Origin of the sequence: Alteromonas mediterranea DE, from assembly GCF_000020585.3 — a bacterium.
Lineage (GTDB): Bacteria > Pseudomonadota > Gammaproteobacteria > Enterobacterales > Alteromonadaceae > Alteromonas > Alteromonas mediterranea.
Genome location: NC_011138.3, coordinates 2,342,901 through 2,366,610, shown reverse-complemented (window position 1 = coordinate 2,366,610; position 23,710 = coordinate 2,342,901). Strand labels below are relative to the sequence as shown.

Sequence of the window (23,710 nt, the reverse complement as noted above, 5' to 3'; positions counted from 1 at the left end):
CTCAGCTTATTTACTCACAACCTCACTAGATACAACCGAGAAGGGCAGTGAAAGCGTGGACCTGGAGTTACAACAACTTTCTTTGTTTTCGTCGTTACAACATGAATTTATGCCTTACAAGGATGTATGGCATTCACCATCTCATCTGAGACGTGACAAAACGCGATTAAAGTATTCTGCCATACTACGCCGGTTCAACATTCCCTCAAGTCATCATACACAAACCACGTTTTCTGAACTAAGTCCTATCGCAATGTGGATTGCCGATATGGATATTCCACCTTGTGCTTATATAATCAGTGCCGTTAGCAATAATCTACGCAGTACCTATGGTTATCAGTCCTGTGATATTGGTGATGCGGTTGCAACTTGGTATGAACGCAGCAGATCCCCTAATTATAATTACAAAGTTGAAAACACAGACATAGTGGATGTGGCGAGCGTGATTAGTGCTGTCGATGTGGCCCTTCGCACGTTTTGCCAGTCAGGTGATAAGGTAATGGTACTGACGCCTACCTACGAGCCACTGACATCATCCATCAAGCGCAATGGCTTAAAGCCTGTTTATATTCGATGTACAGAATCTCTGTCATCACCCAAGGCAGACCTTGATGACGTTAGTCGATGTCAAAGCTTAGTCAAAGATGATTCACATGCTCAAGGTTGTAGCGGCGATAATACTGAACGCGCTGCGAGAAGCAGTATTGATTTATCTTCGCTTGATAAGTCTGCGACAGCCTTTGTTATATGCCATCCTAATAATCCAACTGGCACTGTATTATCGCGCGTTGAGCAGCAAGCGGTTTTTGAGTTTTGCTTGCAGCACAACATTTTGTTGATAACAGACGAAGTGCACAGTGAATTTGCCTTTAACTCGGCAGATGAGCCTACGATTATTTCAATGTTTGGCCTAGACAATCAAGGCGAGGTCAATAAGCTCGACTCTCAAACGGAAAAATATAAAAAGCCCTCTGTTTTACCGAGGGCGATTCATTTGAACAGCGTTTCAAAGGCATTTAACTTAGCCAGTATTCCGGGTGCTTCTTATGCGGTGATAAAAGATAAACAAACCAGAGAAACGTTTGCAGAAGCCATTAGTGCTAAGCACCTTAATGCCAGCAATCTAGGCAAAATTGCACTAATTGCTGCCTACAGTGAAGGTAGCACTTGGTTGGACGAGGTAAAGGCGGCGCTAAGTTTTAATAGAAAGCTGGTTAAACGCTTTTTTCAACACTACGGTATTTCGGTTAAATTTACGATGGGACGTGCGGGTTATTTTCTGTGGTTAGATCTAAAAACCTTTAACGCAACGTGTTCTCACTCTTCGTTATCGTCGTCTATGGATTCTTATGAAACCGTCACCAATAACCATACACGGGGCCAATACCCTCAAACCTCAAACGACAAGCCCGCGTCAATCAAGCGTTCGCTTCCATTGTATTACTCTCCCGCTAGAACCGTTGAAGACTGTATTGAACGAGGCGTAATTGGTAATGACGGTGCGCCTTTCGGTGCACCAGATCACATTCGGCTCAATATTGCCTGCCATCCAGCATTAATTGAGGAAGCATTATTGCGCCTATGCTTTATTCCTCAATTTAAGTAACGCTCATTTCTCCGCCTTTATTCTTTTTATTAGAAAGAAAAACTCAATTTTATGACATTTTATTTCGAATAAATGGAATTAAGATAAGGTTAAGAGCGTAAGCCCTAGTTTCTAGAAGATGTATTGAGCTTTTAGCGCTATGGCTTACTAATAGTGTTATGCGAAGAGAACGTAATGATTTATTTCAGGCTGGCAAATGAAAGAGGGTTGGTAGACTCTGGTTTGATTTACCAATTTAACTGGCTAAAAGTAATCTAGATCAATAATTTATTTCAAAATGTGTAACTTCACTTCACGTATGCTTATCTCGTGGTATGATGACTTGGTTAAGATTTAAAGCTGTTTAAGATGCGCAGTTATAAAAGTTGCCGGGTTTAAATCCCGTCGAAAGTAAAAATGAAGTCAGTGAGATACTAGAGTGATAAAAATAATCCTAGCAGACGACCACGACTTGGTCAGAACAGGGATACGCCGGATACTGGAAGATGTGGAAGACTTCACGATTCTCGCAGAAGCGAAAAACGGTGAAGACGCGGTACAGAAGTGCCGTAAAAATGCCCCAGATGTGGTACTCATGGACGTGAATATGCCCGGGATAGGCGGGTTAGAGGCAACGAAAAGAATTGTTCGTATGTCTGAAAACACTCGGGTGATTTGTGTTTCTATGCACAAAGAAAGCCCCATTCCTATGCAAGTGATGGACGCGGGCGCGTATGGGTTTCTCTCCAAAGACGCTGAACCCAAAGAGGTAATTCTTGCCATTCGTAAAGTAGCGGCAGGACAGAAATACCTTGATAGCGAAGTTGCCAATAGTATTGCTATTGGCAAGTTATTGCCCAGTTCAGATAATCCATTTGACGATTTATCGAGTAGAGAACTTACCATAGCAATGCGATTAACCGAAGGGCACAAAGTGCCTGATATCGCTCGCGAGCTTAGTATTAACTCTAAAACGGTTAACACCTATCGTTATAGAATGTTTCAAAAGTTAGGCGTGAATTCTGACGTAGAGTTAACGCATTTAGCCTATCGTCATAAACTTATCAATCCTAACACCTTTTAAGCGTCGCTAGACGCACAACATTAAGGTGATTATGTCTGCATTCGATTCAGCAGCATTTCTTAAAAATTTAACCTCTCAGCCTGGCGTGTACCGCATGTACAATAGCCAGGGTGAGGTTATTTATGTAGGAAAAGCGAAAAACCTAAAAAAGCGTGTATCCAGTTATTTCCGTACCCATTTGGATAATGCCAAAACCCGTTCGCTCGTCAGTCAGATAGCGGACATGGATGTCACGGTGGTAAACAGTGAGACCGAAGCGTTCTTACTGGAAAATAATTTCATTAAGAAATACAAACCGCGTTACAACGTGGTTATGCGTGACGACAAATCATACCCTTTTATCTTTTTATCTGACCACGAACATCCACGGCTGTCATTTCACCGTGGCCCTCAAAAGAAAAAAGGGGAGTATTTTGGCCCATATCCAAGCGCATGGTCGGTACGCGAAAGTTTACGCTCTATGCAGCGAATATTTCCTGTTCGTCAGTGCGAAGATAGCTATTATCGCGCGCGCAGTCGGCCTTGTCTTCAATATCAAATGCAGCGCTGCAGTGCCCCTTGCGTTGAAGGGTACGTCAGCGACGAAGAATATAAAGAACAGGTTAACTTTGCCCGCTTGTTTCTAAAAGGCAAAAATCAACAAGTGATTGGCGAGCTGGTGGAGAAGATGGAGAAGGCTAGCGAAGCGTTAAACTTTGAAGCCGCGGCCCGCTATCGAGACCAAATAAATGCGCTAAGAAAAGTACAAGAGCGACAATGGGTTGCCGGTACTCAAGACGAAATGGATGTGTTTGGTTTTGCGCTTAAAGGCAATATGGCCTGTATCCAAGTTATGTTTATTCGAGAAGGACAACTACTAGGCAGTAAAGCTTTTTTTCCTAAAGTGCCGAATATCGCCGATGAACAAGAAGTTTTTGAGTCTTTCTTTCTTCAGTTCTACCTTGCAGGAAACAAGGTTATACCCAAGCAAATAGTGCTAAGCAATTCATTAAACGATGAAGAGGCGATTGCCAAAGTGTTAGCCAGTGAGGCTGGTCACAAGGTCCATTTCTTTAAAGGGGCGAGGGAAGAGAAGCGTAAATATCTACAGCTTGCGCAATCAAATGCACAAGCTGCGTTAGATGCACAGTATAGTCAGCAAAAGTCTGTATTTGCCCGATACCTTGACCTAGAAGGCGCGCTAGAAGTCGATACGCCTATTCAGCGTATGGAGTGTTTTGATATATCGCACACCTCTGGGCAACAAACGGTTGCTTCTTGCGTGGTGTTTAATCGCGAAGGCCCCCTTAAAAGCGACTATCGACGTTACAATATAGAAGGGATAACCCCAGGCGATGATTATGCTGCGATGGCCCAGGCTCTGAAACGTCGGTATAAATCGGTAAAAGAGGTGCAAAAAATCCCTGACCTTCTTTTTATTGATGGTGGTAAAGGGCAACTGGCACAAGCCGAAGCGTTTTTTGAAGAATGGCCACACGACAAAAAGCCCATGCTGTTGGGTGTAGCTAAAGGCACCACGCGTAAACCCGGGTTAGAAACCCTAATTTTAGCGGGAAGTCATGAAGTGCTGCCAATGGACAGTCATTCGCCCGGGCTTCACCTTGTTCAACACATTCGCGACGAATCTCACCGCTTTGCCATAACAGGGCACCGTAACCGTCGACAAAAGGTGAAAACAACGTCGAGCTTAGAAAGCATTCCGGGTATAGGCGCTAAGCGAAGACAAACCTTGCTTAAGTTTATGGGAGGCCTTCAGGGTCTGAAAAAAGCCAGTAAGGATGAAATTGCAAGTGTACCCGGTATCAGCCAGGAACTGGCCGATACAATTTACGACCACCTCCATCAATAATTGACGGAGTGACAAGCAATGCATTGCAAATTAAGGTAATGTGTTACACAAATGAAAGGCATAGAACTTTCAAGCTATAGCGCTAAACGCCCATAGAGGCATAACACTGAGACGTACTTTTTATGTGGACTGTTCCAAACTGTATTACTTTATTTCGAGTAATCCTTATTCCTGTTTTTGTCGTTGTATATTTTCTTGATTGGAAGTGGGCGCATGAAGCCGGCGCATTTATCTTTTGGTTAGCCGCCATCACTGACTGGTTCGATGGCTATCTCGCTAGAAAGCTTGAGCAATCTACACCCTTTGGTGCGTTTTTAGATCCAGTAGCCGATAAGCTTATTGTTGGTGCTGCGCTACTTATGATCACGCATAGTTATGCGACACTTTGGATAACGATACCGTCTATTGCGCTTTTAGTGCGTGAAATTTATGTGTCTGCGCTACGAGAGTGGATGGGATCGAATGGTGTAAGAGAAGCAGTTAAAGTGTCTTTTATTGGAAAAGCAAAAACAACGGCTCAAATGTTAGCCTTAATTGGGCTCTTATCGGGCCTTGAAACCTTTATGGGCTTTCCAATTTATTGGGTTTCTCTAGGTTATATTCTTTTATATCTCTCTGCAGTGCTGTCAATTTGGTCAATGTTTGTTTATACAAAAGCAGCGTGGCCACACCTTCGAGGAAGTGCAATAAAGTAAAATTGATCGCGGTTTAATCAAAGTGAATAAAAAAATAGCAAACGATCATAAAAAACCGCATTTATCTCAATTTAAACACTTTTTTGTGTTGACAGTTTTGAATGGGTAGGTAGAATGCACCCCACATTTCGAGAGGACATCAACCAAACGAAATGGTCGATTAAGACGTGCGGGAATAGCTCAGTTGGTAGAGCACGACCTTGCCAGGTCGGGGTCGCGAGTTCGAATCTCGTTTCCCGCTCCAATCTCTTAGAGAGAAGTTTTAATCACGCGCCAGACGCATCTGGCGGAATGGCAGAATGGCTATGCAGCGGATTGCAAATCCGTCTATCTCGGTTCGACTCCGGGTTCCGCCTCCATACGCTGCAACGCAGCATCAGGTTCTACGCCTGACACCTTTGCTGAAAAGCAACCCGATGCCCGGGTGGTGAAATTGGTAGACACAAGGGATTTAAAATCCCTCGCTGGTAACAGCGTGCCGGTTCAAGTCCGGCCCCGGGCACCATTTCATAGTTTTTAATAGTTTCTTACAGTCAATTTCACACTCTAAACTCCCTATTTATCAGTATTTACAGTGTCTACCTGTATATTGTCGTCTATTGTCATCTCGTGGTACATGGTGCTACATTCGGTGCTACACAGATTCAATTACGACTAAATAGCACCAGCAAGTAAGCATGTTGGTAGCACCAGTCGATTAATCAGACGATAGGTAGCACCACATGCCCTTAACAGACATTCAAATAAAACAAGCTCAAGCAAGCACAAAGGATATTTGGCTCACTGATGAGAAGGGCCTGCGCTTGCTCGTGAAAAAGAATGGCTCTAAGTACTGGCGTCTTAAGTATCGTTTTCAGGGAAAACAAAAGACATTGGCAATTGGGGTTTACCCAGAGGTGTCACTAAAGGATGCACGAGAAGCAGTTTCAGAAGCTAGAAGACAATTAAGAGATGATATTGACCCTAGCGCTATAAAGCAGGAAAAGAAGCACCTTTCTTCTGTAAGCGAAATAGAACTGTTTAACACTCAAGCACGGCTTTGGTGGAATAAGCAAAAGGGCCAGTGGAGCGAGGGCCATGCTGCCCGAATTTGGACACGCTTAAATGATAATGCGTTAAAGACGCTAGGCAAGCGGCCCATTGGTGAAATCACACCTCAAGACATAATTAGAACCGTTCAAAAAATAGAAACGCGTGGAGCGCTCGATGTTGCTCAAAGAGTACTTCAAGACATTAGGCGCGTTTGTCGTTTCGCTGTACAGACTGGCGTTCTACTCCATAACCCTGCTTCTGAGTTATCAGGAATACTGGAAAAGCGTAAAACATCGCATAGGGCCTCATTACCAAGGGAAGAATTACCACAGTTTCTACGTGATTTAGATGCTTACCACCAGCAAGGCCGCTTACTTACCAAGCTAGCTATTGAACTGTTGGTACACACTTTTGTAAGACCTGGTGAGTTAGCCGGTGCCCGTTGGGATGAATTCGACTTAGAAGAAAAGCTATGGCGCATACCAGCGCATAGAATGAAAATGAAGTCTGATCACATCGTGCCACTTTCTAGGCAAGCACTTGCAGTATTAGAAAACACCAAGCCGTTCAGCGCTCGTTTCGAGTTCGTTTTTCCTTCTGAAAGAGATAGGTTTAAGCAAATGTCTGACAATACTATGCGGATGGCTATTTTTCGCATGGGCTACGATGGTGAAACTAAAGGCAAAAGCAAGGCTAACCCACATGGGTTCCGTGCTACTGCATCTTCAATACTAAATGAAACTGGCTTTAACCCAGACGCAATAGAGCGTCAGCTTTCACATATGGAAAGGAATGGGGTTAGAGCTGCTTACACGCACCATGCTCGTTACTTAGAAGAACGTAAAGAAATGATGCAATGGTGGAGTGATTACTTAGATAGTCTTAAGAATAACGGTAACGTTACGCCCATTTTTAAAAAACAAGCCTGATGAGTGTCGTGCAGGGTCAATTAACTACGGTAGGGAATTAATATGGAAATCAATAACAGATTGAAGAATTACTTAGACGCAGGTGAGCATGAGAGCCAGTTACTAGCGTTCACCAGTTTGTATAACACCATGCAGCTTGTTATAGATGGTGGTCGCAGCTATACAGACTCACAGTCTAAAACGTTATCAGAAACGCTCAGCTTAATGTTACCCGCATTTAAAAGTACGTTAACCCAGCTTGAAAGCATTGGTAAGGGTGATAGTTCTAAAGATCTAGCGTTAATCATTAGGACAAGAGAAGCTTCAAGCGCCCTAGCAGATGAAATGCTGGGAATTCTAGAAAACGGTGTATTCCAACAAAAAGATTCATCTGCAGAGTACCAATCTTTTAGAAGTGCCTGTTATAGCGTTAGTTCTCAGATATGTGACGCTTCACACGAATATCATGCGATTCTTCACAAGTATATCGACCCTGACTATAACGTGCTGACTATCACCGCAGCTTAGCCTTATAAACTGGCGCTAGGGTAGCTCCCGAAAAGTGACCCCAATCACCTGTGCCAGTTCCTCTTTATGGGATTCCGTAGGGGTACGGACGTGAAATCTAAGCAACAATCAAAACAAACTAATCTCACAAAAGACTATGTATTCTCTGAAAGCATTAAAGGGCAGGAATTGAGAACTGAGTTAGACATTTTACTCAACTCTGTGTTCTCTGATTTTGCATTTGATGAAAACAATTCTCAGCCTGATAAAGCAAGATTGAAGAAACTTGATGCCAATATAGGGTTACTAGAAACACTAAACGAAAAACTTCGGATTCATAACGACAAACATTGGATACCGAACGATAAAATCGATTCAATGTTAAAAGCTTTAAAGGTGTCATGTGAAAATGAGTTGCCTATAGCGTCTTCTTTACTCTTGGCCACTGTTCTAATTAAAACGGTAGCTATTCCTGATGCTGAGTTACTTAAATTTGCTTACGACTTTGGCAAGCTCGAAGGAGTTAGGGAGGCGGCATCTCAAAGCAAGAAAGGTGACAGCCATAAAAGACAAGTAGCTCTATACTTGTTCAATGCACTGTGTAGAGAAGCTGGCCACGTGTTAACAGAGGGGCAGCTTCTGAAACACATGATAGCAAAAAACTACACCAAGCAATCACCACTTACGATAAGCACCCCCTTAAGCGCTGAGATATGGCGCGAAACCACCAGCAAGGGAAAGAGACTATTTATAAGAACATCGCATGACGGTGAAGTGTGGAGCTTAGCGTACCCTACATATACAAGAGAATATAAAAAGCTCGTTACGCTAAGTGATTAAATGATTTATGTACCCAAGAAATAAGGGGGAACGCGATTCCCCCTATTTTTTTGCTGAACAGAATTACAAATTTTAGGGGATTCACGACCCCCCTAGTCAAAATTTTATATGTTGTTACTCCCGTACACGTCTAGAAACCTAAGAGAGTAATAACTATGGAAAACTCAGTACAAACCATCAACGACCCTATTCTACGAATGTCCGATGTTGAGAAAACAGTGGGCTTAAAGAAACCAACAATCTACAAGCTCATCAAAAAAGGTGAGTTTCCACGTCAAATCAATCTAGGCGGTAGAGCAAGCGGCTGGCTTCTTTCAGAAATCAATCAATGGAAAGCTGAGCGTATAGCAATATCACGGGGGCAGTAATGCAAAAGACTATCCCGTATAAGCCTGATCACTTCTATTTTCTGGGATCTACTGTAAATCAAGTTATAGGCTTTCGAGCTGCTCGCGGTACTGGTGACGTGGTCAACCAAAATCACACAACCCAGTTAAGCCGCTTTTTGTAAGTTAGCCATGTCAGCCTCATATTGATTTGGACTCTTGTAATCCAGATATGAGTGCATTCGCTGACTGTTATAAAACATAGTGATGTATTGCAGAATATCCTGCTGGGCAGCACGGCGACTCTGGTAGTGACGCCACTGCACTCGCTCTTGTTTCAATGTGCCGAAGAAGCTTTCTACGACGGCATTGTCCCAACAATCACCTTTCCTGCTCATGCTACCTGTTACCTTGTATTGCGTCAGTAACTGTCTAAATTGTCGGCTTGCGTATTGAGAGCCGCGATCCGAATGATGTATCAGGCCCACTTTAGGTTTACGTTGCCACAAAGCCATCGTTAAGGCATCACACACAAGCTGGGCATTCATCCGCGATGCCATACTCCAGCCCACGATTTTTCGTGAGAATAAGTCAATCACTACGGCCAGATACAGCCAGCCTTCTTGCGTCCAGATGTAGGTAATGTCAGAGACATACGCCTGGTCTGGCTTTTGAGCATCAAAGTCGCGTGACAGCACGTTATCGAAGACAGGTTGCTGATGGTCGCTGTTAGTCGTGACTTTGTATTTTCTACGTCGTCTGACGCTCACTCCAGCTTCTTTCATCAAGGCTCTCGTTCGCTGTTTTCCAACCGGATAACCAAGCGAATTCAACGCGCGTTTCATACGTCTTACGCCATAGGTAAAGTCACTGGCATCTGCTACTTTCTGTACCCACTCAATTAACTCATCATGTTGCGGATCCGGTTCAATGTGTTCCTTGCGTCGCACGGCACTATAGTAATTACAGCGACTGACACCAAGAATCTCGCACATCAGGCTAATCGGCCAGGTCTTCTTATGTTGGGTGATGAAACCGTATTTTACTTGGTTTCTTTGGCAAAGAAGACCGTTGCCTTTTTTAAGATCTCTTTCTCCATTTTCAGGCGCTTATTCTCTGCTCGCAGTTGGCGAATTTCTTCCTGCTCGGGCGTCAACTTACCATTGCCACGAAATGCGTGAGCCCCTTCTGATTCTTGCTCTTTAAGCCAGCGGCCTAACATATTGGCACTGATACCAAGACTGCGAGCAGCCTCAGTAATCTTGTAATTTTGTTCTGTAACCAGACTCACCGCATCCAGTTTGAATTCTTTCGAGTAGCTTTTTCGGGTTTTCATATACACTCCAGTTGAGATAATTATCTCTTAACTGGGTGTGTGAATCTATTGGAGCACGTCATGGCCCATGCGAAGTGATGGAAACGAAGAACGAGGGCTACTATTTGGAATACGCCCCATCTAGTCACTTAGCATTTCAGTTCAAGTTTAAACACCATGCATTGGCTAACGGTGACAAATGCTTGGTTTACCAAATCCCCGAAACTTTCAATCTTCTTTCTGTAAGCAACAAAGCTAAGCAAATGGGGTTAGACCTATGAAGTTATTGAAGCAACTAAGCGTAGAGAACTTGGAACCTGATCAAGAACACGTTATTGCTAAAACTAAAAATATAGCATTAGTTGTTACTGAAGAAGTCACGGCTCAGGAAAAAGAGCCGTTTATAGTAAATGGTTTAACTTACCTCATATATCCACCAGCAACGCTAGAAAAAAGCCCCTTAGCGCATCTACCCAGAGAGGTTGTAAAGCTTCCTTGTGGGGGCTCTTGTGTCGTGTGTCTCGTGGCTACGCTTAAGGGCCTAAAGCGGAAAATTAAAAGTAAAAAAAACAATGCTGTCTACGCTTCTCAGATTGAATCAGACACAAGCGTTAATAAGATTAATGCAGCGAAAATGAAAAACGCAATAAGGCAGAGACGTTAATGGGTAATTTAGATTTTAAAGGCCTAAATGAATATGCGTTAAGCAATATCGATAGTGTATTAAATTATTACTTACCTGGGGGAAAGCATGAAGGCCATGAGTACACGGTGTTAAACCCCGTAAGAGATGACAATAAACCTGGTTCATTCAGCATTAATACCAATACAGGTGTTTGGGCTGACTTTGCAAGGCTTCCAGAAGTAAAAGGACAAGACATAATATCACTGGTGGCATACGTCAAACGCTACGAGCATCAAGGGGAGGCATTCAAAGATCTTAGCGACTTACTCAACTATGGTAATAGAGTTCCAACAAAGACTAACAATAGCGCCACAAATGCCCGTCGGAATGGCGAAGAATGGTTACACGTAACGCCTGTGCCGAACGAATTTGTTAGACGTTGCTATAAAAAACACTACAAACATGGCTTACCTACTTTTACATGGGAATACAGGGACGCTAACAATCAGCTTATTCTTAAAGTACTGCGCTTTGATAAACAAATAGACGGCGAAAGAGAAAAAGCATTTGCTCCTTTAGCCCTATATAAAAATCATGAGACAGGTGAAATCAAGTGGCATTGGCGTATGCCTAAAGTAGACCGACCGTTATATGGGTTACATGAACTAGCCAAGCGCCCTAAAGCCACAGTAGTTCTTACAGAGGGTGAGAAGGCCGCAGACGCTGCAAAAGCATTGTTCCCTAGCTGTGTATGTATGACGTGGCCTAACGGCTCTAATTCTATCAGTAAGGCCGATTTTACACCATTGGCTAAGCGCAATGTAATCATATGGCCCGATAATGATAATGCCGGCATTAAGTGCGCTAAAGAGCTAAAGAACTTACTCACTTCACTAGATGCAGCAAGCATTCGAATTATTAATTTAGACAGCTTAGCTAAAACCCCTCTTTCTGAAAGCGAGGGTGGCCCTTTATTTGGTGAAGATTGCACGTGGCCCGATAAAGCAGATGCCGCTGACGCGCTTGAACTAGGTTGGGGGGCTGCACACTTAGAAGCGTTAAAGAAAAGTGGTGAACTATTCATAAAAGAAGCGGTAACACACGCCCCTAGCGACATTAAACCTAAAGTACCTCAAGGCTTTAAATTAACGGATAACGGTGTAGAAGCGTTTTACAAGTCAGATGATAAAGGCAATGAGATATACAGGCGAATTTGCGCCCCTTTAGAACTGTTAGCCTTAACCCGTGATGCTGGTGGTTCTGGTCAAGATTGGGGGGTGCTCGTGCGCTTTAAAGACTATGACGGTCAAGAGAAGCGCTTAAACATTCCTAAACGCTTGTTTGCTACTGATGGTGGTTCAGACATTAGAAAACAATTGCTTTCAGAGGGGCTTCATATAGAGCCACGCTCGCAAGAGAAAGGAAAACTCATTGATTACCTAAACTGCCCTGACATAACCAATAGAGTAGGTTTAGTTAAAAAGTTAGGTTGGCATAAAAACGCTTTCATTTTGCCCGATCAAACAATAGGTGAAACAGAATCACCGCTTCTCTACGACAATGAAAACGCCCGTGATTGTAAATTAAAGGCCGCTGGCGCTATATCAGATTGGCAACGTGAAATAGCGTCATATTGCGAAGGAAACCCGTTACTTACTCTTGCTGTGTCTCTAGCCTTTACTGGCCCCCTAGTTAGCTTGATGGGGCTTTCTGAAAACGTTGGATTTCACTTCTACGGTGATAGTTCTTTAGGTAAATCAACGTTGATGAATGTTGCTTGTTCTGTGTATGGCAAGCCTAGTGAATTTAAAGGTTCATGGCGTACCACTGATAACGCTTTAGAAGATACCGCAGCTCTGCACTCAGACATGCTATTGGCGCTTGATGAGCTGAACGAAGCTAACCCCCTTACTATTGAGGGGATCATATACATGGTTGGTAACGGTAAAGGAAAGAACCGCTCTGGCCCTGACTATGCTAAGAAGAAAACACAACGTTGGAATCTGGCGTTCTTGTCAAACGGTGAAAAGACTATTGATGACTACTTAGGCAGCATTGGCAAATCGGTTAATGGTGGTGTTCATATGCGTTTTCTTTCTCTGCCAGCTTCACAGCACGAAGACGAAGCACTTAAAAAGCGTAATGGCATATACACCGATACACATAACTTTATAAATGGGGCTGCATTGTCTGATCACTTGAACAAAGCGTGTGAAAAGTACCACGGTGAACCGTTCTTAGAGTTTATCAAGCAACTAACCAGTACCGACTTAGGCGAACTAATCAAAGTACACCATGCAGAGATTGCCACGTACAGAGAACGAGTGCTTGGTAATGATGCTGGTGGGCAAGCAGTAAGGGCCTTTCAAAAGTTTGCGCTGGTGGGCTTAGCTGGTGAGCTTGCTTCAACTTTTGGCATTACTGGATGGAACGAGGGCCATTCTATTCAATCAGCTATATCGTTGTTTAGAATGTGGGTAGATATTCGGGGCGGTACTGGAAATGTAGAAGAGATACAGCTTCTTAATCACCTGGCGAAGCAAATAAAGCTTTATGGTGAAAAGCACTTTAAACGGTGGGATAGAAGAGGGGCAAAAGACCCTATGGTCATTGATGAGCATGTACCAGCTAAATTGGAAACATGGGGATATAGAGAGCAAATTACCACTAGGCACCCTGATAAAGACGCTACTACAGACCATATGTATTACGTGTACAAAGACATATTTATGGATGTTATGTGTAAAGGTTTTGATGGTAAACGGGCCGCTCTACTGCTTAGAAATTTAGACGTTTCTATTCTCAGACCGTCAGAGTTAAAACGAAGTAGGCTTAACACCTCTGAGACTCTACCTAATGCTGGTGGTAAGCCTCAACAAGTAATTAAGTTCAAGGCTTCCTCACTCTTTGAAGCTGTAGACAGAATGACTTTAAGCGATAGTGACCAACACGATGCTGAACACGCTAAGTCAGCCTGATTATGTGTATATATCAATGGATGATGCTTAATATACTAAGCCTGTTTAGATATACAGGTTTAGTATTGTTCCATGCAATTAACTACATAAGTGCATTGTTCCAACTGCTCATTTCTTTCTCTGTAAGCACCTATAACACACCATTTATCTTATTAAATTTGCACTATGCAGTACCTATTTGCACTTTGTTTATAGCCGTTTGCAGTAGTGCAAATGCTAAATATGTATTTATAAACATAGGGTTACGACTCCCGTTTGCACTATTTGCACTATTTGCAATCTATTTTACTAGGTCAGGGGTTGTCCCTTCTACCCTGCGCAACGGGGCATAACGCGCTTTCAGTTGTAAAGACTTCTAAACAGACTTCACACGAGTGAGGTGCAATGGTGTACGCCCACCACCATAACCTTTGCCAACGAACTCACTTCACAATGCTATTTGCCTATGCTTTTTCACGGGTCCTTTTGGAAAGGGGGGGTTGTACGGCACACGGAACCGCATATCTTTAACAGCTATAGAAAATTTCAAAGGGGGGTTATATTTTAATTGAGATAACTTCATTAAAATCATTGGTTTAAATGATATGTAAATTCATACGTAGTTCGATTTATATGCTTTGGCCCAATTTAATGGTGGGCACATTGCACCGTTAAATTGAATGTTTGCACTAAGGTATTGTATACCAGACCTAATTTATAAATATTACTCAAAGGGTAACTGAGTTTTACCTCGTTATGGTTGTTCATACCCAATACAGCAAGACTAAAATATAGTGTGTCGAATCGGGCTTCTCTTCGCGTGAAAGCAAAAAGTTAAGGGGCACGGGGTTAGATAGGTATATTTCTACTGCAAAAAGTGCAAATAGTGCAAATAACAGAAATAACTGTATATTTATCAGCTAAATAAAACGTTTGCACTCTTGGTTGATGACTAAAGTAAAGTGCAAATTGAGAATCGATAGTGCAAATTTAGAAGGGATTTACCATGAAATATAGGGATGTAGCACGGGGCTGCTTAAATCGCGCTAATGCCATGTTACCGTCTAATAGCGAAGAGGTACTACGGTATGCGGCCCTAGAACTTAGGCAGTGTCTTGAATGCTTGATATACGAAAGGGCATGCTGCTACAAAAGCGTGCTGTCTAACGATGACCTCAAAGAATGGCAGCCAAGCAGACTTATTAAACGTTTGCTTGAGATTGCGCCATATGCTGACAAGGGGTTTAGGCTCACTATGGCCAGTAAGGAAGACGAGAACGACATTATAATGGATGAGACTGAACGTGTTCTATCGCGGAAAGAATTGAGTAAGCATTACCATAAGATAGGCTCTTATCTTCACGCTAGCTTTAACAGTGATTTAGAACCTATCGCTCTTAATACCACCAGCGTTAATAAATCGTTGGAACGGTTAAGCACCTTACTGGATGAGGTGATCAATAGCCCTATCGCTAAACTTGCTCCTAAAGCAGGTCTTTTTGCGTTCGATTGTAAAAAGTGTGGTGAGCGTGTTGGGTGTGAGCCTAACTATACAGTTAGTGAGTTTAATCTGCACTGCTCAAACTCTAAGTGTTCAGCGTCATACGAAGTTACTTTTGATGCTGTTAACCACCAGCTTAGTTACGAACCCGATATAGTAAGCGCAACATGCGCAAAGAAAGACTGTCTTAACTCCGTTTCTATCTGGCAGCGAGATATTAAGCACGGTAATACATTCACCTGTGGTAAATGTGGCCTTTTAAATGTAATCGGCTACTCTATTTCACTTGCCTAAAGTGAAAGTTTTTAGATTAATTTAGAATAACGGAATTAAGTTAGAGCTTACCTGTTTAGAAGAGGCTAGGTTAAATTTATGGTGCTACATTTGGTGCTATAATTTGAGATTGGCATTAAAAAATACAAACTAAATCAATAAATTGGATTTATTTTTTAACTCCGGCCCCGGGCACCATTTCTTAGTTTCAAATTCCAAACTAGCTTAAATATTCAAGTCGCTATGAATTACTATGGTAAAATCCATAAAAATTTTGGCTAAGACCTACTATCTTGAATTCAGTTATGTCATTGCGTTTAGATGAGTTATCTCGTGCTGAACGTCCCTTTCACGCCCGTGGTAGTAAAGTAATTCGCTGCGATGCGTGTTTGCTTCCAGCGCAAAATTGTATTTGCGAATTTAAACCTGAAGCTGGCACAGACGTGGCGGTTTTGTTTTTAATGTACAAAGGCGAGTACTATAAACCTACCAATACAGGTCGTTTGATAGCGGATGTGGTTAAAGACAACCATGCGTTTTTGTGGAGACGAACCGAACCTGATGAAGCGCTACTGAAACTGTTAAGCGACGATAAATATTTTCCCATTGTGGTATTTCCACACGAATATGCTGCAGTTGAACGTTGTATTGACGCTCCACCATTGAATACCGGCAAAACGTTACTATTTATCTTTTTGGATGGTACGTGGCGTGAAGCTAAAAAAATGTTTTCGAAAAGCCCTTATTTACATTGCTTGCCAGTACTTGGCGTAAGCAGTGAAGTGGCATCGGATTATTTATTGAGAGAATCAACACATGCATTTCAACACTGCACCGCAGAAGTTGGGATAAGTGTCTTGGCGTTGGCTGAACAAAAAAAGGGGGCGGAAACTTTGGCCCACTATTTCAGTGTTTTCAGGCGGGAGTACCTTAAAGGGAAACCCCACTTACAACACAAACTCGCATTTGCAGAAGCGCAGGTTAAAGAAAACGTATAAAAAGCGTCACTTTTATTTGCGAAAGTATTGTTTTACATCCACTATTTTAACTTAACAAAACATGGAGAAAGCGAATGGCATCAGTTACTTTTCAAGGTAATGCAGTTTCAACTATTGGTCAGCTACCAGAAGTTGGCGCGAAAGCACCTGACTTCACTCTAGTGAAAGCAGATTTGGGCGAAGTAACACTGTCTGAGCTTGCGGGGAAAAACATTGTTCTAAATATTTTTCCTTCAATCGATACCGGTACGTGCGCTATGTCGGTTCGTAAATTTAATGAGGAAGCGGCAAAACTAGATAATACCACTGTTATTTGTGTTTCAGCAGATCTACCGTTTGCGGCTGGGCGTTTTTGCGGTGCTGAAGGTATTGAAAACGTACTTACAGGTTCTACATTCCGCTCAACCTTCGGCGATGACTACGGCGTAACGTTTGAGTCAGCGCCGCTTACCGGTCTACTTTCCCGTTCGGTTGTTGTTATTGATACTGAAGGCAAAGTTGTTTACACAGAACAAGTTGCTGAAACAACAGAAGAGCCAAACTACGATGCAGCTATTGCTGCACTAAGCGAATAAAGCACCGCCAAATTAAAAACGGCAGTTGTGATAAGGCACTCAATTAACTGAGTGCCTTTCAGGAGAAATAACATGTCTTCGGTTTTGCTTTCAGTAGCTGAATTAGCCAGTTCAATGCAACAAAAGCCCATTACGCTTTTACGCGCACTCATGGACGATCCCGTTTCGAAAACACCGGATACGCGAAAAGCGATGGTGTTACCCGCATCAGTTGATTTTGATTTAGACAGTGAAGGAAGCGATCACACCACGGGTTTTCCCCACAGCATGCCTTCAGCCGAAGACCTTGCAATTTATTTGGGGAATCAAGGTGTAACGGCCAATACACCAATCGTTGTATACGATACACGAGGTATTTATACCGCTCCTCGAGTGTGGTGGATGCTCAAAGCATTAGGCCATAGTGATGTCTACCTATTAAACGGTGGTCAACCCGCATGGGAAAATGCCGGCTTACCTGTTTCTGAACAACAGCAGTACGGAAAGTTAACGTATCAGGCCACGCCGCGCCCGGGTTGGTTCTCAAACTCTAGCGCTGTTTTGCAGGCGCTAAATACTGATGCGCAGCTTGTGGATGCGCGCAGTAGTGCGCGTTTTAAAGGTGAAATTTCAGAACCGCGCAAGGGGGTAAGAGCAGGGCACATGCCGGGTGCGTTCAATGTTCCTTTCGATATACTACTCAAAAACGGTCATTTTCTGCCCGTAAGCGAACTAGAAAACGTATTTAAGGGGGCTCATATCGATTTGCGAAAACCTATTATATGCACCTGTGGCTCGGGAGTAACGGCCTGTATTATTGGTGTCGCTGCGCTTATGTGCGGCGCAACACAAGTGTCTGTTTACGATGGCTCATGGTCAGAGTGGGGCGCAGGTACACACTATCCTGTGGTAACAGACGAATAAAAAAAGCGCTCACCTTAACAATGCGTATTTCACCGTTAAACATATCGGTTTACAATTACCCACCCATTATTTAAATGCAGAGAAAGATGGACTGACATGCCTGCTGATAATACCTTAACGAACCCTAAAATTGTTGTGCTTACTGGGGCGGGTATCTCTGCCGAATCAGGGCTAAAAACGTTTCGAGATAACGACGGGCTTTGGGAAAACCACCGCGTTGAAGAAGTGGCCACACCTGAAGCCTTTGAACAAAACCCAAGCTTAGTCTATCGCTTTTACAATGCCCGCCGCGCCCAGCTTCAGCAAGATGATGTACAACCCAATGCTGCGCACCAAGCGTTAGCTAAATTGGAACAAGCGTTGGGCGACGATCTCATGGTAGTTACACAAAACGTTGATGACTTGCACGAGCGCGGTGGCAGCAAGTCGGTTTACCATATGCACGGCAAACTTCTGTCGGCCCGCTGCGCCATTTCGCACCAGTCTTTTGTGTGGCGCGATAGCTTTGATCATACTACAAAGTGCCCTTGTTGTCATCGAGTAACATTGCGACCCGATATTGTGTGGTTTGGTGAAATGCCCCTGTATATGGACGAGATATACACGGCGTTAGCCCAAGCTGACATTTTTATTGCTATTGGTACATCGGGCAACGTGTATCCGGCTGCAGGTTTTGTTCAGATCGCGAAAGAGTCGGGTGCATACACGATTGAAGCAAACCTAGCGCCGGGCGCAACCAATGCGTTATTTGACCAATCGTTAACAGGGCCGGCTTCTCAAATAGTACCTGAATGGGTAAATGAACTACTATCAAATTATGCGCTGTAGGGGGCGCAACGCATGCAGTATATGAATGAATTTCTCACCATCGCACTAGTACACCTTGTTGCTGTTGCAAGTCCAGGGCCCGACTTTGCCGTTGTGGTGCGCAATAGTGTTGCTTACGGTCGTCGCACCGCCATGTTTACTAGCGTGGGAATTGGTTTAGCCATTTTACTTCACGTTGCTTATTCGCTTGTTGGGTTAAGCGTGGTTATTGCTACTACCCCATGGCTATTTACAACGTTTAGCTATGCCGCCGCCGCCTATTTACTTTACCTTGCGTTCGGTGCGCTAAGAAGTGGCCCGGTGAAGCAAAACGAGGTAGTGAACTCAGAAAGCAAAACATCGCAAATTTCAGTGAAACGTGCGGTGTGGATGGGCTTTCTCACTAATGGGCTTAACCCGAAGGCAACGCTTTTCTTCCTGTCTCTTTTTACCGCTATTATCAGCATTGAAACCCCATTTAGCGTTAAGCTTGGTTATGGCATTTATTTAGCGATTGCTACTGGGCTTTGGTTTTGCTTTCTTTCATATTTACTTAGCACTAGCAAGGTTGCCGAGCTTATTGGTAAAAAAGGTTACTGGTTAGACCGAGCTATGGGCGTACTTTTAGTAGGGTTAGCAGCAAAACTAGTATTAGGTTAACTTTTGTTTACCATACAAACAGGCATTTGTTTTTGTGAATTGGTATAATACTGCCGATTTCCCAAAAATATATGAGAGTTGTGTGAGAGACGTAAATCCTGACCGCCTGAACAGTACGTTAGCTAAACAGTATGTATTTGATATTAAAGGGCTATTGCGCCGTGCTGCGGGTTTAACCAAAGCTAACTTTTCTTCGTTATTACAAGGCAGCGTTGTTCTGTTCTTAACCTTCGTTGTGTTAGGGGTTTTTGCGCAGCAGTACATTACGATAAACGACGACGGAACATACGTTTTTGAACACCAGTCTATCATTGAAATTGTCGCTATCTGTATAGTCGCGCCCTTGCTGACAGGCCTGTATATGATGGGGGTCTTCGTTGCCCGTGGTGTCAAAACATCGGTGTTTACGGTATTTCAGTTTTTTCCGCTTTTATTGCTGTTAGCTCTCACTCAACTCGTTAATAGCATACTGGTACAACTTGGTGTGGTGCTGCTTATTCTGCCTGGCGTTTACTTTTATCTCGCCTCGTCTTTTTCGCTGATGTTAGTTGCCGATAGGAAGCTAACACCGATTAGCGCCATCATTCTCTCTTGCCGCGTGTTTAATGCTTATTGGGCACAAATAGCCAGCATATTTGGGGTGTTCTTTTTACTGTTTGCGACAGTGCCGTTAACCTTCGGTTTCTCGCTTATTTGGGTACTTCCCTTTTATTTTAGTACAATGGGTTTGCTTTATCAGGAACTAATAGGCGAACAAGGAGTGGGCACGGAAGCATCTGAAAATGATGTAAATGAGTCGAGCTTTGATGCATAAACGTGAAACATTCAAAATTGTTCTTATAACGCTAGGGGTGCTGGCGGTCATTGTTATTAACGCCATTATCTTTACCGAAGACGAACCTGATATTTTAGCAATACCCCAAACGACAAAGGCGACAAAGCCAGTTCCAGATTTCTCTGTTTACACCAATGTCAAAGAGAAAAAGGAAGCGTTTTTTGATTATCTACGCCCCGAAGTAGAAAAGCAAAATGCCTATCTCTTAACCCTTAGGCACTATGTGCAAACACTTTATAGAAAGGCATTGGCAGATGAGCCTTTAACTGAAGAAGATGTTGCAAGACTTGAGTGGCTTGAAGAAGAATATCGAGTAAAAGCAACTCAGCCCCTTAAAACCAAGTTGTTAGCGCTACTGCAAAAAATTGATGTATTGCCAGCAGAATTAGTACTAGTTCAGGCGGCGAACGAGTCTGCGTGGGGTACGAGCCGGTTTGCCAGAAAAGGGTACAATTTCTTTGGATTGTGGTGCTTCTCAAAAGGGTGTGGTTTTGTGCCAAGCCGACGAAACGACGGCGCTTCTCACGAAGTGGCTAAATTCGACAGCTTGTCGAGAGCGACCTATACCTACATGCGAAATTTAAACAGACACGACGCCTATGCCGATTTAAGAGAAATTCGCAGTCGATTAAGGGCGAACCAAATACCTATTACTGGAGTGGCATTGGCGGAAGGGCTAATGAACTACTCAGAGCGCGGAGCCGCTTATGTGGAAGAGCTTCAAACAATGATTCGATTTAACGAGGAGTTTTTATCCGAATGAAACGCGCTGCCTTATTTTTAGCTTCATCCCTACTTGTCAGTTTTGGCATCTCACCGGTAGCTGCAGAAACGATTGACGTTGAGTACAGTCGTTTCTATAGCCATGTTAAAAAACTGGATAACGAAGATACACAAGCGCTTCAATTTGCGTTTGGTTTTGTACGCGTAGGCGAAGGGCGCCTCTGTGAAGTTAATGGCGCAGCTATAGTGACTGATAAGAAAACGATGGCACTTACTGTAAGTGAAGAAGGGCGCTTTACCGTTCCCACCGAAAAAGCCCTGAAGCTAGCCAACGCACTGGTGCGCATTGATTTAGGCGAACGAGCCAATGTGTGCGATATGTCGGTTCAACTTGAAACAAAACCGGAATACCTAAAGCAATATTATACAAAAGATGACCTTACGTTTTTGTACGGGCAATACGAAGCTTTCTTTAATGAAATGGGGAGTTTTTTGTCTTTCATGATGCCTTCTGTAAAAGGCTTAATGATTCAATTTGACGATAAGAATTTAGATTTTATTACCCCGCAAGGTGTACAGATAAATAATGGCGTATTGCACCTTGAACAAGAGTGGATTGATGGCGCAAAAGGATTGACTTTGCCTCATGCGCCCCTTCGTGTTACGGCTATGGCGTCAAGCTAGTTATTACGTAAGTAACTGATACCTAATCTGTTCGGCTAAACGCGCGATGGTCTCTTCTCCCTTAGCGCACAGCTCTTCAGCTCTGTGAAACTCCATAATACCCACGTCTGTCAACTGAGGTTCAATTAAGATATCCGGCGGATCGCCAGCCAGACGAGAGCGTGTAACGCGCGCCTGCAGGATCTCTAATGAACTGCTCATCACGCTCATTATGCCCGGTGGGTTGCGCTTGTTTACCTTGACAGGAACTTCGGTGAACTCTTCTTCTACTTTATCGATAACATCTGCGGCAATACCTTCTTCGGTTTTAACGTTTTTGGCTGCATCGGCGTTAGGCTCTTCTTTATCCTCGATACTTTTATCATCTTGTTTACTGTCGGGGGAAAACCATTGACGCAATACGTTTTGGCTTTTGGTAAAAAAGTCTTCGGTCTTACGCTGATTTTCTTCGTGATCCTGTCTTAACTTTTCAAGGCGAAGAGGCCTAAAGTCGGCATTTAGGTTAACCGCGATGACAAAATCTGCGCCTAATTGACGGCACAAATTGACAGGAACAGGATTTACGACCGCACCGTCGACTAACCAACGGTCTCCATGAGCTACGGGCGCAAAGAGGGCAGGAATAGCGCAAGATGCTTGAATGGTATCGCCAATAGGACCTGAGTTAAACACCACTTCACGACCTGTGTATAAGTCAGTAGCCACGGTCGCAAAAGGTTTAATCATATCTTCATAGCTAGATTCACAAAACTCGCTAGCAAGCTTGTCAAAAACCTTTTGTCCGCTAGCTATGCCACCACGCCTAAGCCCAACTCCCATAAGAGCAAGCACTTGCCAGTCGCTTAATGAACACGCCCACTCTTTTAAGCCTTCCAGCTTGCCACTTGTATAGGCTGCACCAACATAAGCGCCAATGGAGCAGCCGGCAACAACGTCTATTTTAACGCCCAGCTTTTCTAAGGCTTGAATGATACCTATATGGGTCCAGCCTCGTGCTGCACCAGCGCCTAACGCAAGTCCTATTTTCATCTATTTAGGTTCCACAATGTTTACCACTTCAATCGCGCTTTCTTCGGTTGCTAAAGCAGCGTTGCTGTTCGTGGTAAAAGAAGGTTGATCAAATCCAATGTCGCCATCTTCAACGGGGCCATCTTGGGTGGTAATACCTTTAAAATCGTACAAGTTGTTATCTACTAAGTGAGATGGCGCTACATTTTGAAGAGCGCTAAACATTGACTCTATTCGGCCCGGAAAGCGTTTGTTCCAGTCTTGAAGCATGGCTTTAATATTTTGTCTCTGTAAATTCTCTTGGGAACCGCATAGGTTGCAAGGAATAATAGGAAACTCTACGGCTTGTGAATATTTTACGATGTCTTTTTCTGTACAGTAGGCGAGCGGACGAATAACGATATGCTCGCCATTATCGCTGACTAGTTTTGGCGGCATGGACTTCAGCTTTCCGCCGTGAAACATATTTAGGAAAAAGGTTTCCAACATATCGTCACGGTGGTGACCAAGGGCTATTTTTGTTGCGCCGAGTTCTTTTGCGGTGCGATATAAAATACCGCGGCGCAGTCTTGAACAAAGTGAACAGGTGGTTTTACCTTCAGGAATTTTATCTTTAACAATAGAGTAGGTGTCTTCTTCTACAATTTTGTAATCAACACCAATACGCTCTAGATATTCAGGCAATACATGCTCAGGGAACCCTGGTTGCTTCTGGTCAAGGTTTACCGCAACTATGTCGAAGTGAATAGGCGCAATCTTCTTTAAAAACAATAAAATGTCCAGCATGGTGTAACTATCTTTACCGCCAGATAAACACACCATGACTTTGTCATTGTTTTCAATCATACCGAAATCGCCTATGGCTTTACCCACATTGCGGCGAAGGCGCTTCTGAAGTTTGTTGAAGTTGTACTTTTGCTTACTTTGCGCTGCGTTTAGTACCGACGCATCAGCACTGCTTGTGCCTAAACTCATAATTAACTAGCTTGGTTCGTGATAAAGCAAGCATTATACAATAAA

The 23,710-nt window shown here is 43.4% G+C and carries 22 protein-coding genes and 3 tRNA genes; 22 read left to right on the top strand and 3 right to left on the bottom strand.

Going from position 1 to position 23,710, the window contains the following annotated elements:
- Positions 1–55 precede the first annotated feature (55 nt).
- The 11 genes from MADE_RS10520 (at position 56) to MADE_RS10470 (ending at position 8,868) form a co-directional block, all read left to right on the top strand.
- Positions 56–1,606 carry an aminotransferase class I/II-fold pyridoxal phosphate-dependent enzyme gene (locus tag MADE_RS10520; protein WP_023559725.1) on the top strand — a complete coding sequence of 517 codons (1,551 nt, stop codon included), beginning with the start codon at positions 56–58 and terminating at the stop codon, positions 1,604–1,606.
- 418 nt (positions 1,607–2,024) lie between these two features.
- Positions 2,025–2,669 (top strand): UvrY/SirA/GacA family response regulator transcription factor, encoded by a 645-nt coding sequence (gene uvrY, locus MADE_RS10515; RefSeq protein WP_015067302.1) that lies wholly within the window; start codon positions 2,025–2,027, stop codon positions 2,667–2,669.
- A 31-nt stretch (positions 2,670–2,700) separates the two neighbouring features.
- The gene (gene uvrC / locus MADE_RS10510; RefSeq protein WP_023559724.1) at positions 2,701–4,518 is read left to right on the top strand and encodes an excinuclease ABC subunit UvrC; all 1,818 of its coding nucleotides are present in this window, start codon (positions 2,701–2,703) and stop codon (positions 4,516–4,518) included.
- 122 nt (positions 4,519–4,640) lie between these two features.
- Positions 4,641–5,213 (top strand): CDP-diacylglycerol--glycerol-3-phosphate 3-phosphatidyltransferase, encoded by a 573-nt coding sequence (gene pgsA, locus MADE_RS10505; protein ID WP_023559723.1) that lies wholly within the window; start codon positions 4,641–4,643, stop codon positions 5,211–5,213.
- A 169-nt stretch (positions 5,214–5,382) separates the two neighbouring features.
- A tRNA-OTHER gene (locus tag MADE_RS10500) sits at positions 5,383–5,457 on the top strand.
- 41 nt (positions 5,458–5,498) lie between these two features.
- Positions 5,499–5,572, top strand: a tRNA-Cys gene (locus MADE_RS10495).
- A 59-nt stretch (positions 5,573–5,631) separates the two neighbouring features.
- A tRNA-Leu gene (locus MADE_RS10490) sits at positions 5,632–5,718 on the top strand.
- A gap of 217 nt (positions 5,719–5,935) precedes the next feature.
- Positions 5,936–7,174: a tyrosine-type recombinase/integrase gene (locus MADE_RS10485; RefSeq protein WP_012518575.1), complete on the top strand. Its 1,239-nt coding sequence runs from the start codon at positions 5,936–5,938 to the stop codon at positions 7,172–7,174.
- 42 nt (positions 7,175–7,216) lie between these two features.
- A complete protein-coding gene (locus tag MADE_RS10480) occupies positions 7,217–7,681 on the top strand; it encodes a hypothetical protein (protein ID WP_012518574.1) in 465 nt (154 codons plus the stop codon).
- A 90-nt stretch (positions 7,682–7,771) separates the two neighbouring features.
- Positions 7,772–8,500 (top strand): hypothetical protein, encoded by a 729-nt coding sequence (locus MADE_RS10475; protein ID WP_012518573.1) that lies wholly within the window; start codon positions 7,772–7,774, stop codon positions 8,498–8,500.
- A 155-nt stretch (positions 8,501–8,655) separates the two neighbouring features.
- The gene (locus MADE_RS10470) at positions 8,656–8,868 is read left to right on the top strand and encodes a helix-turn-helix transcriptional regulator (protein WP_012518572.1); all 213 of its coding nucleotides are present in this window, start codon (positions 8,656–8,658) and stop codon (positions 8,866–8,868) included.
- A gap of 125 nt (positions 8,869–8,993) precedes the next feature.
- Here the strand turns inward: MADE_RS10470 and MADE_RS10465 are convergent.
- Positions 8,994–10,162 (bottom strand): IS3-like element ISAma1 family transposase gene (locus MADE_RS10465; RefSeq protein ID WP_085929700.1). Its coding sequence is split into 2 segments (ribosomal slippage): positions 8,994–9,913 and positions 9,913–10,162, totalling 1,170 coding nucleotides; the frame shifts between segments, so codons are not numbered across the junction.
- A gap of 256 nt (positions 10,163–10,418) precedes the next feature.
- Between MADE_RS10465 and MADE_RS10450 the strand changes: the two genes are divergently transcribed.
- From MADE_RS10450 to MADE_RS10400, 11 genes are all read left to right on the top strand, one after another.
- On the top strand, positions 10,419–10,805 hold the full coding sequence (locus MADE_RS10450) for a hypothetical protein (RefSeq protein ID WP_012518570.1): 387 nt from the start codon (positions 10,419–10,421) through the stop codon (positions 10,803–10,805).
- Complete coding sequence (locus MADE_RS10445; protein WP_012518569.1) at positions 10,805–13,744, top strand: DUF927 domain-containing protein; 2,940 nt, start codon at positions 10,805–10,807, stop codon at positions 13,742–13,744. The genes MADE_RS10450 and MADE_RS10445 overlap by 1 nt, the downstream gene beginning before the upstream one ends.
- A 985-nt stretch (positions 13,745–14,729) precedes the next feature.
- Entirely contained in the window at positions 14,730–15,518 is a 789-nt protein-coding gene (locus MADE_RS10440; protein ID WP_012518568.1) for a hypothetical protein, read from the top strand.
- A 284-nt stretch (positions 15,519–15,802) separates the two neighbouring features.
- A complete protein-coding gene (locus tag MADE_RS10435; RefSeq protein ID WP_012518567.1) occupies positions 15,803–16,495 on the top strand; it encodes a tRNA-uridine aminocarboxypropyltransferase in 693 nt (230 codons plus the stop codon).
- Positions 16,496–16,569: 74 nt separating this feature from the next.
- Entirely contained in the window at positions 16,570–17,070 is a 501-nt protein-coding gene (gene tpx, locus MADE_RS10430; protein WP_012518566.1) for a thiol peroxidase, read from the top strand.
- A gap of 72 nt (positions 17,071–17,142) precedes the next feature.
- Positions 17,143–17,973 (top strand): sulfurtransferase, encoded by an 831-nt coding sequence (locus MADE_RS10425; RefSeq protein ID WP_012518565.1) that lies wholly within the window; start codon positions 17,143–17,145, stop codon positions 17,971–17,973.
- Positions 17,974–18,069: 96 nt separating this feature from the next.
- Positions 18,070–18,801 carry a Sir2 family NAD+-dependent deacetylase gene (gene cobB, locus MADE_RS10420; protein WP_012518564.1) on the top strand — a complete coding sequence of 244 codons (732 nt, stop codon included), beginning with the start codon at positions 18,070–18,072 and terminating at the stop codon, positions 18,799–18,801.
- A gap of 12 nt (positions 18,802–18,813) precedes the next feature.
- Positions 18,814–19,440, top strand: coding sequence for a LysE family translocator (locus MADE_RS10415; RefSeq protein ID WP_012518563.1), 627 nt, complete (start codon positions 18,814–18,816; stop codon positions 19,438–19,440).
- A gap of 82 nt (positions 19,441–19,522) precedes the next feature.
- Positions 19,523–20,254: a hypothetical protein gene (locus MADE_RS10410; RefSeq protein WP_023559722.1), complete on the top strand. Its 732-nt coding sequence runs from the start codon at positions 19,523–19,525 to the stop codon at positions 20,252–20,254.
- The gene (locus MADE_RS10405) at positions 20,247–21,038 is read left to right on the top strand and encodes a glucosaminidase domain-containing protein (RefSeq protein WP_041912893.1); all 792 of its coding nucleotides are present in this window, start codon (positions 20,247–20,249) and stop codon (positions 21,036–21,038) included. Before MADE_RS10410 ends, MADE_RS10405 begins: the two co-directional genes overlap by 8 nt.
- On the top strand, positions 21,035–21,682 hold the full coding sequence (locus MADE_RS10400) for a DUF2987 domain-containing protein (protein WP_012518559.1): 648 nt from the start codon (positions 21,035–21,037) through the stop codon (positions 21,680–21,682). The genes MADE_RS10405 and MADE_RS10400 overlap by 4 nt, the downstream gene beginning before the upstream one ends.
- A 3-nt stretch (positions 21,683–21,685) precedes the next feature.
- Here the strand turns inward: MADE_RS10400 and MADE_RS10395 are convergent, their stop codons facing one another.
- Both MADE_RS10395 and ttcA read right to left on the bottom strand, forming a co-directional pair.
- The gene (locus MADE_RS10395) at positions 21,686–22,711 is read right to left on the bottom strand and encodes a patatin-like phospholipase family protein (protein ID WP_012518558.1); all 1,026 of its coding nucleotides are present in this window, start codon (positions 22,709–22,711) and stop codon (positions 21,686–21,688) included.
- Complete coding sequence (ttcA, locus tag MADE_RS10390) at positions 22,712–23,665, bottom strand: tRNA 2-thiocytidine(32) synthetase TtcA (protein WP_012518557.1); 954 nt, start codon at positions 23,663–23,665, stop codon at positions 22,712–22,714. It abuts the gene before it with no gap.
- Positions 23,666–23,710: the final 45 nt, after the last annotated feature.

What these genes read in the sequence shown, in the direction of transcription:
- pgsA (WP_023559723.1), top strand. Translation starts at nt 4,641, where the DNA reads ATGTGGACTGTTCCAAACTGTATTACTTTATTTCGAGTAATCCTTATT.
- tpx (WP_012518566.1), top strand. Translation starts at nt 16,570, where the DNA reads ATGGCATCAGTTACTTTTCAAGGTAATGCAGTTTCAACTATTGGTCAG.
- MADE_RS10450 (WP_012518570.1), top strand. Translation starts at nt 10,419, where the DNA reads ATGAAGTTATTGAAGCAACTAAGCGTAGAGAACTTGGAACCTGATCAA.
- cobB (WP_012518564.1), top strand. Translation starts at nt 18,070, where the DNA reads ATGCCTGCTGATAATACCTTAACGAACCCTAAAATTGTTGTGCTTACT.
- MADE_RS10400 (WP_012518559.1), top strand. Translation starts at nt 21,035, where the DNA reads ATGAAACGCGCTGCCTTATTTTTAGCTTCATCCCTACTTGTCAGTTTT.
- uvrC (WP_023559724.1), top strand. Translation starts at nt 2,701, where the DNA reads ATGTCTGCATTCGATTCAGCAGCATTTCTTAAAAATTTAACCTCTCAG.
- ttcA (WP_012518557.1), bottom strand. Translation starts at nt 23,665, where the DNA reads ATGAGTTTAGGCACAAGCAGTGCTGATGCGTCGGTACTAAACGCAGCG.
- MADE_RS10405 (WP_041912893.1), top strand. Translation starts at nt 20,247, where the DNA reads ATGCATAAACGTGAAACATTCAAAATTGTTCTTATAACGCTAGGGGTG.
- MADE_RS10435 (WP_012518567.1), top strand. Translation starts at nt 15,803, where the DNA reads ATGTCATTGCGTTTAGATGAGTTATCTCGTGCTGAACGTCCCTTTCAC.
- MADE_RS10440 (WP_012518568.1), top strand. Translation starts at nt 14,730, where the DNA reads ATGAAATATAGGGATGTAGCACGGGGCTGCTTAAATCGCGCTAATGCC.
- MADE_RS10480 (WP_012518574.1), top strand. Translation starts at nt 7,217, where the DNA reads ATGGAAATCAATAACAGATTGAAGAATTACTTAGACGCAGGTGAGCAT.
- MADE_RS10395 (WP_012518558.1), bottom strand. Translation starts at nt 22,711, where the DNA reads ATGAAAATAGGACTTGCGTTAGGCGCTGGTGCAGCACGAGGCTGGACC.
- MADE_RS10485 (WP_012518575.1), top strand. Translation starts at nt 5,936, where the DNA reads ATGCCCTTAACAGACATTCAAATAAAACAAGCTCAAGCAAGCACAAAG.
- MADE_RS10470 (WP_012518572.1), top strand. Translation starts at nt 8,656, where the DNA reads ATGGAAAACTCAGTACAAACCATCAACGACCCTATTCTACGAATGTCC.
- MADE_RS10415 (WP_012518563.1), top strand. Translation starts at nt 18,814, where the DNA reads ATGCAGTATATGAATGAATTTCTCACCATCGCACTAGTACACCTTGTT.
- MADE_RS10425 (WP_012518565.1), top strand. Translation starts at nt 17,143, where the DNA reads ATGTCTTCGGTTTTGCTTTCAGTAGCTGAATTAGCCAGTTCAATGCAA.
- MADE_RS10445 (WP_012518569.1), top strand. Translation starts at nt 10,805, where the DNA reads ATGGGTAATTTAGATTTTAAAGGCCTAAATGAATATGCGTTAAGCAAT.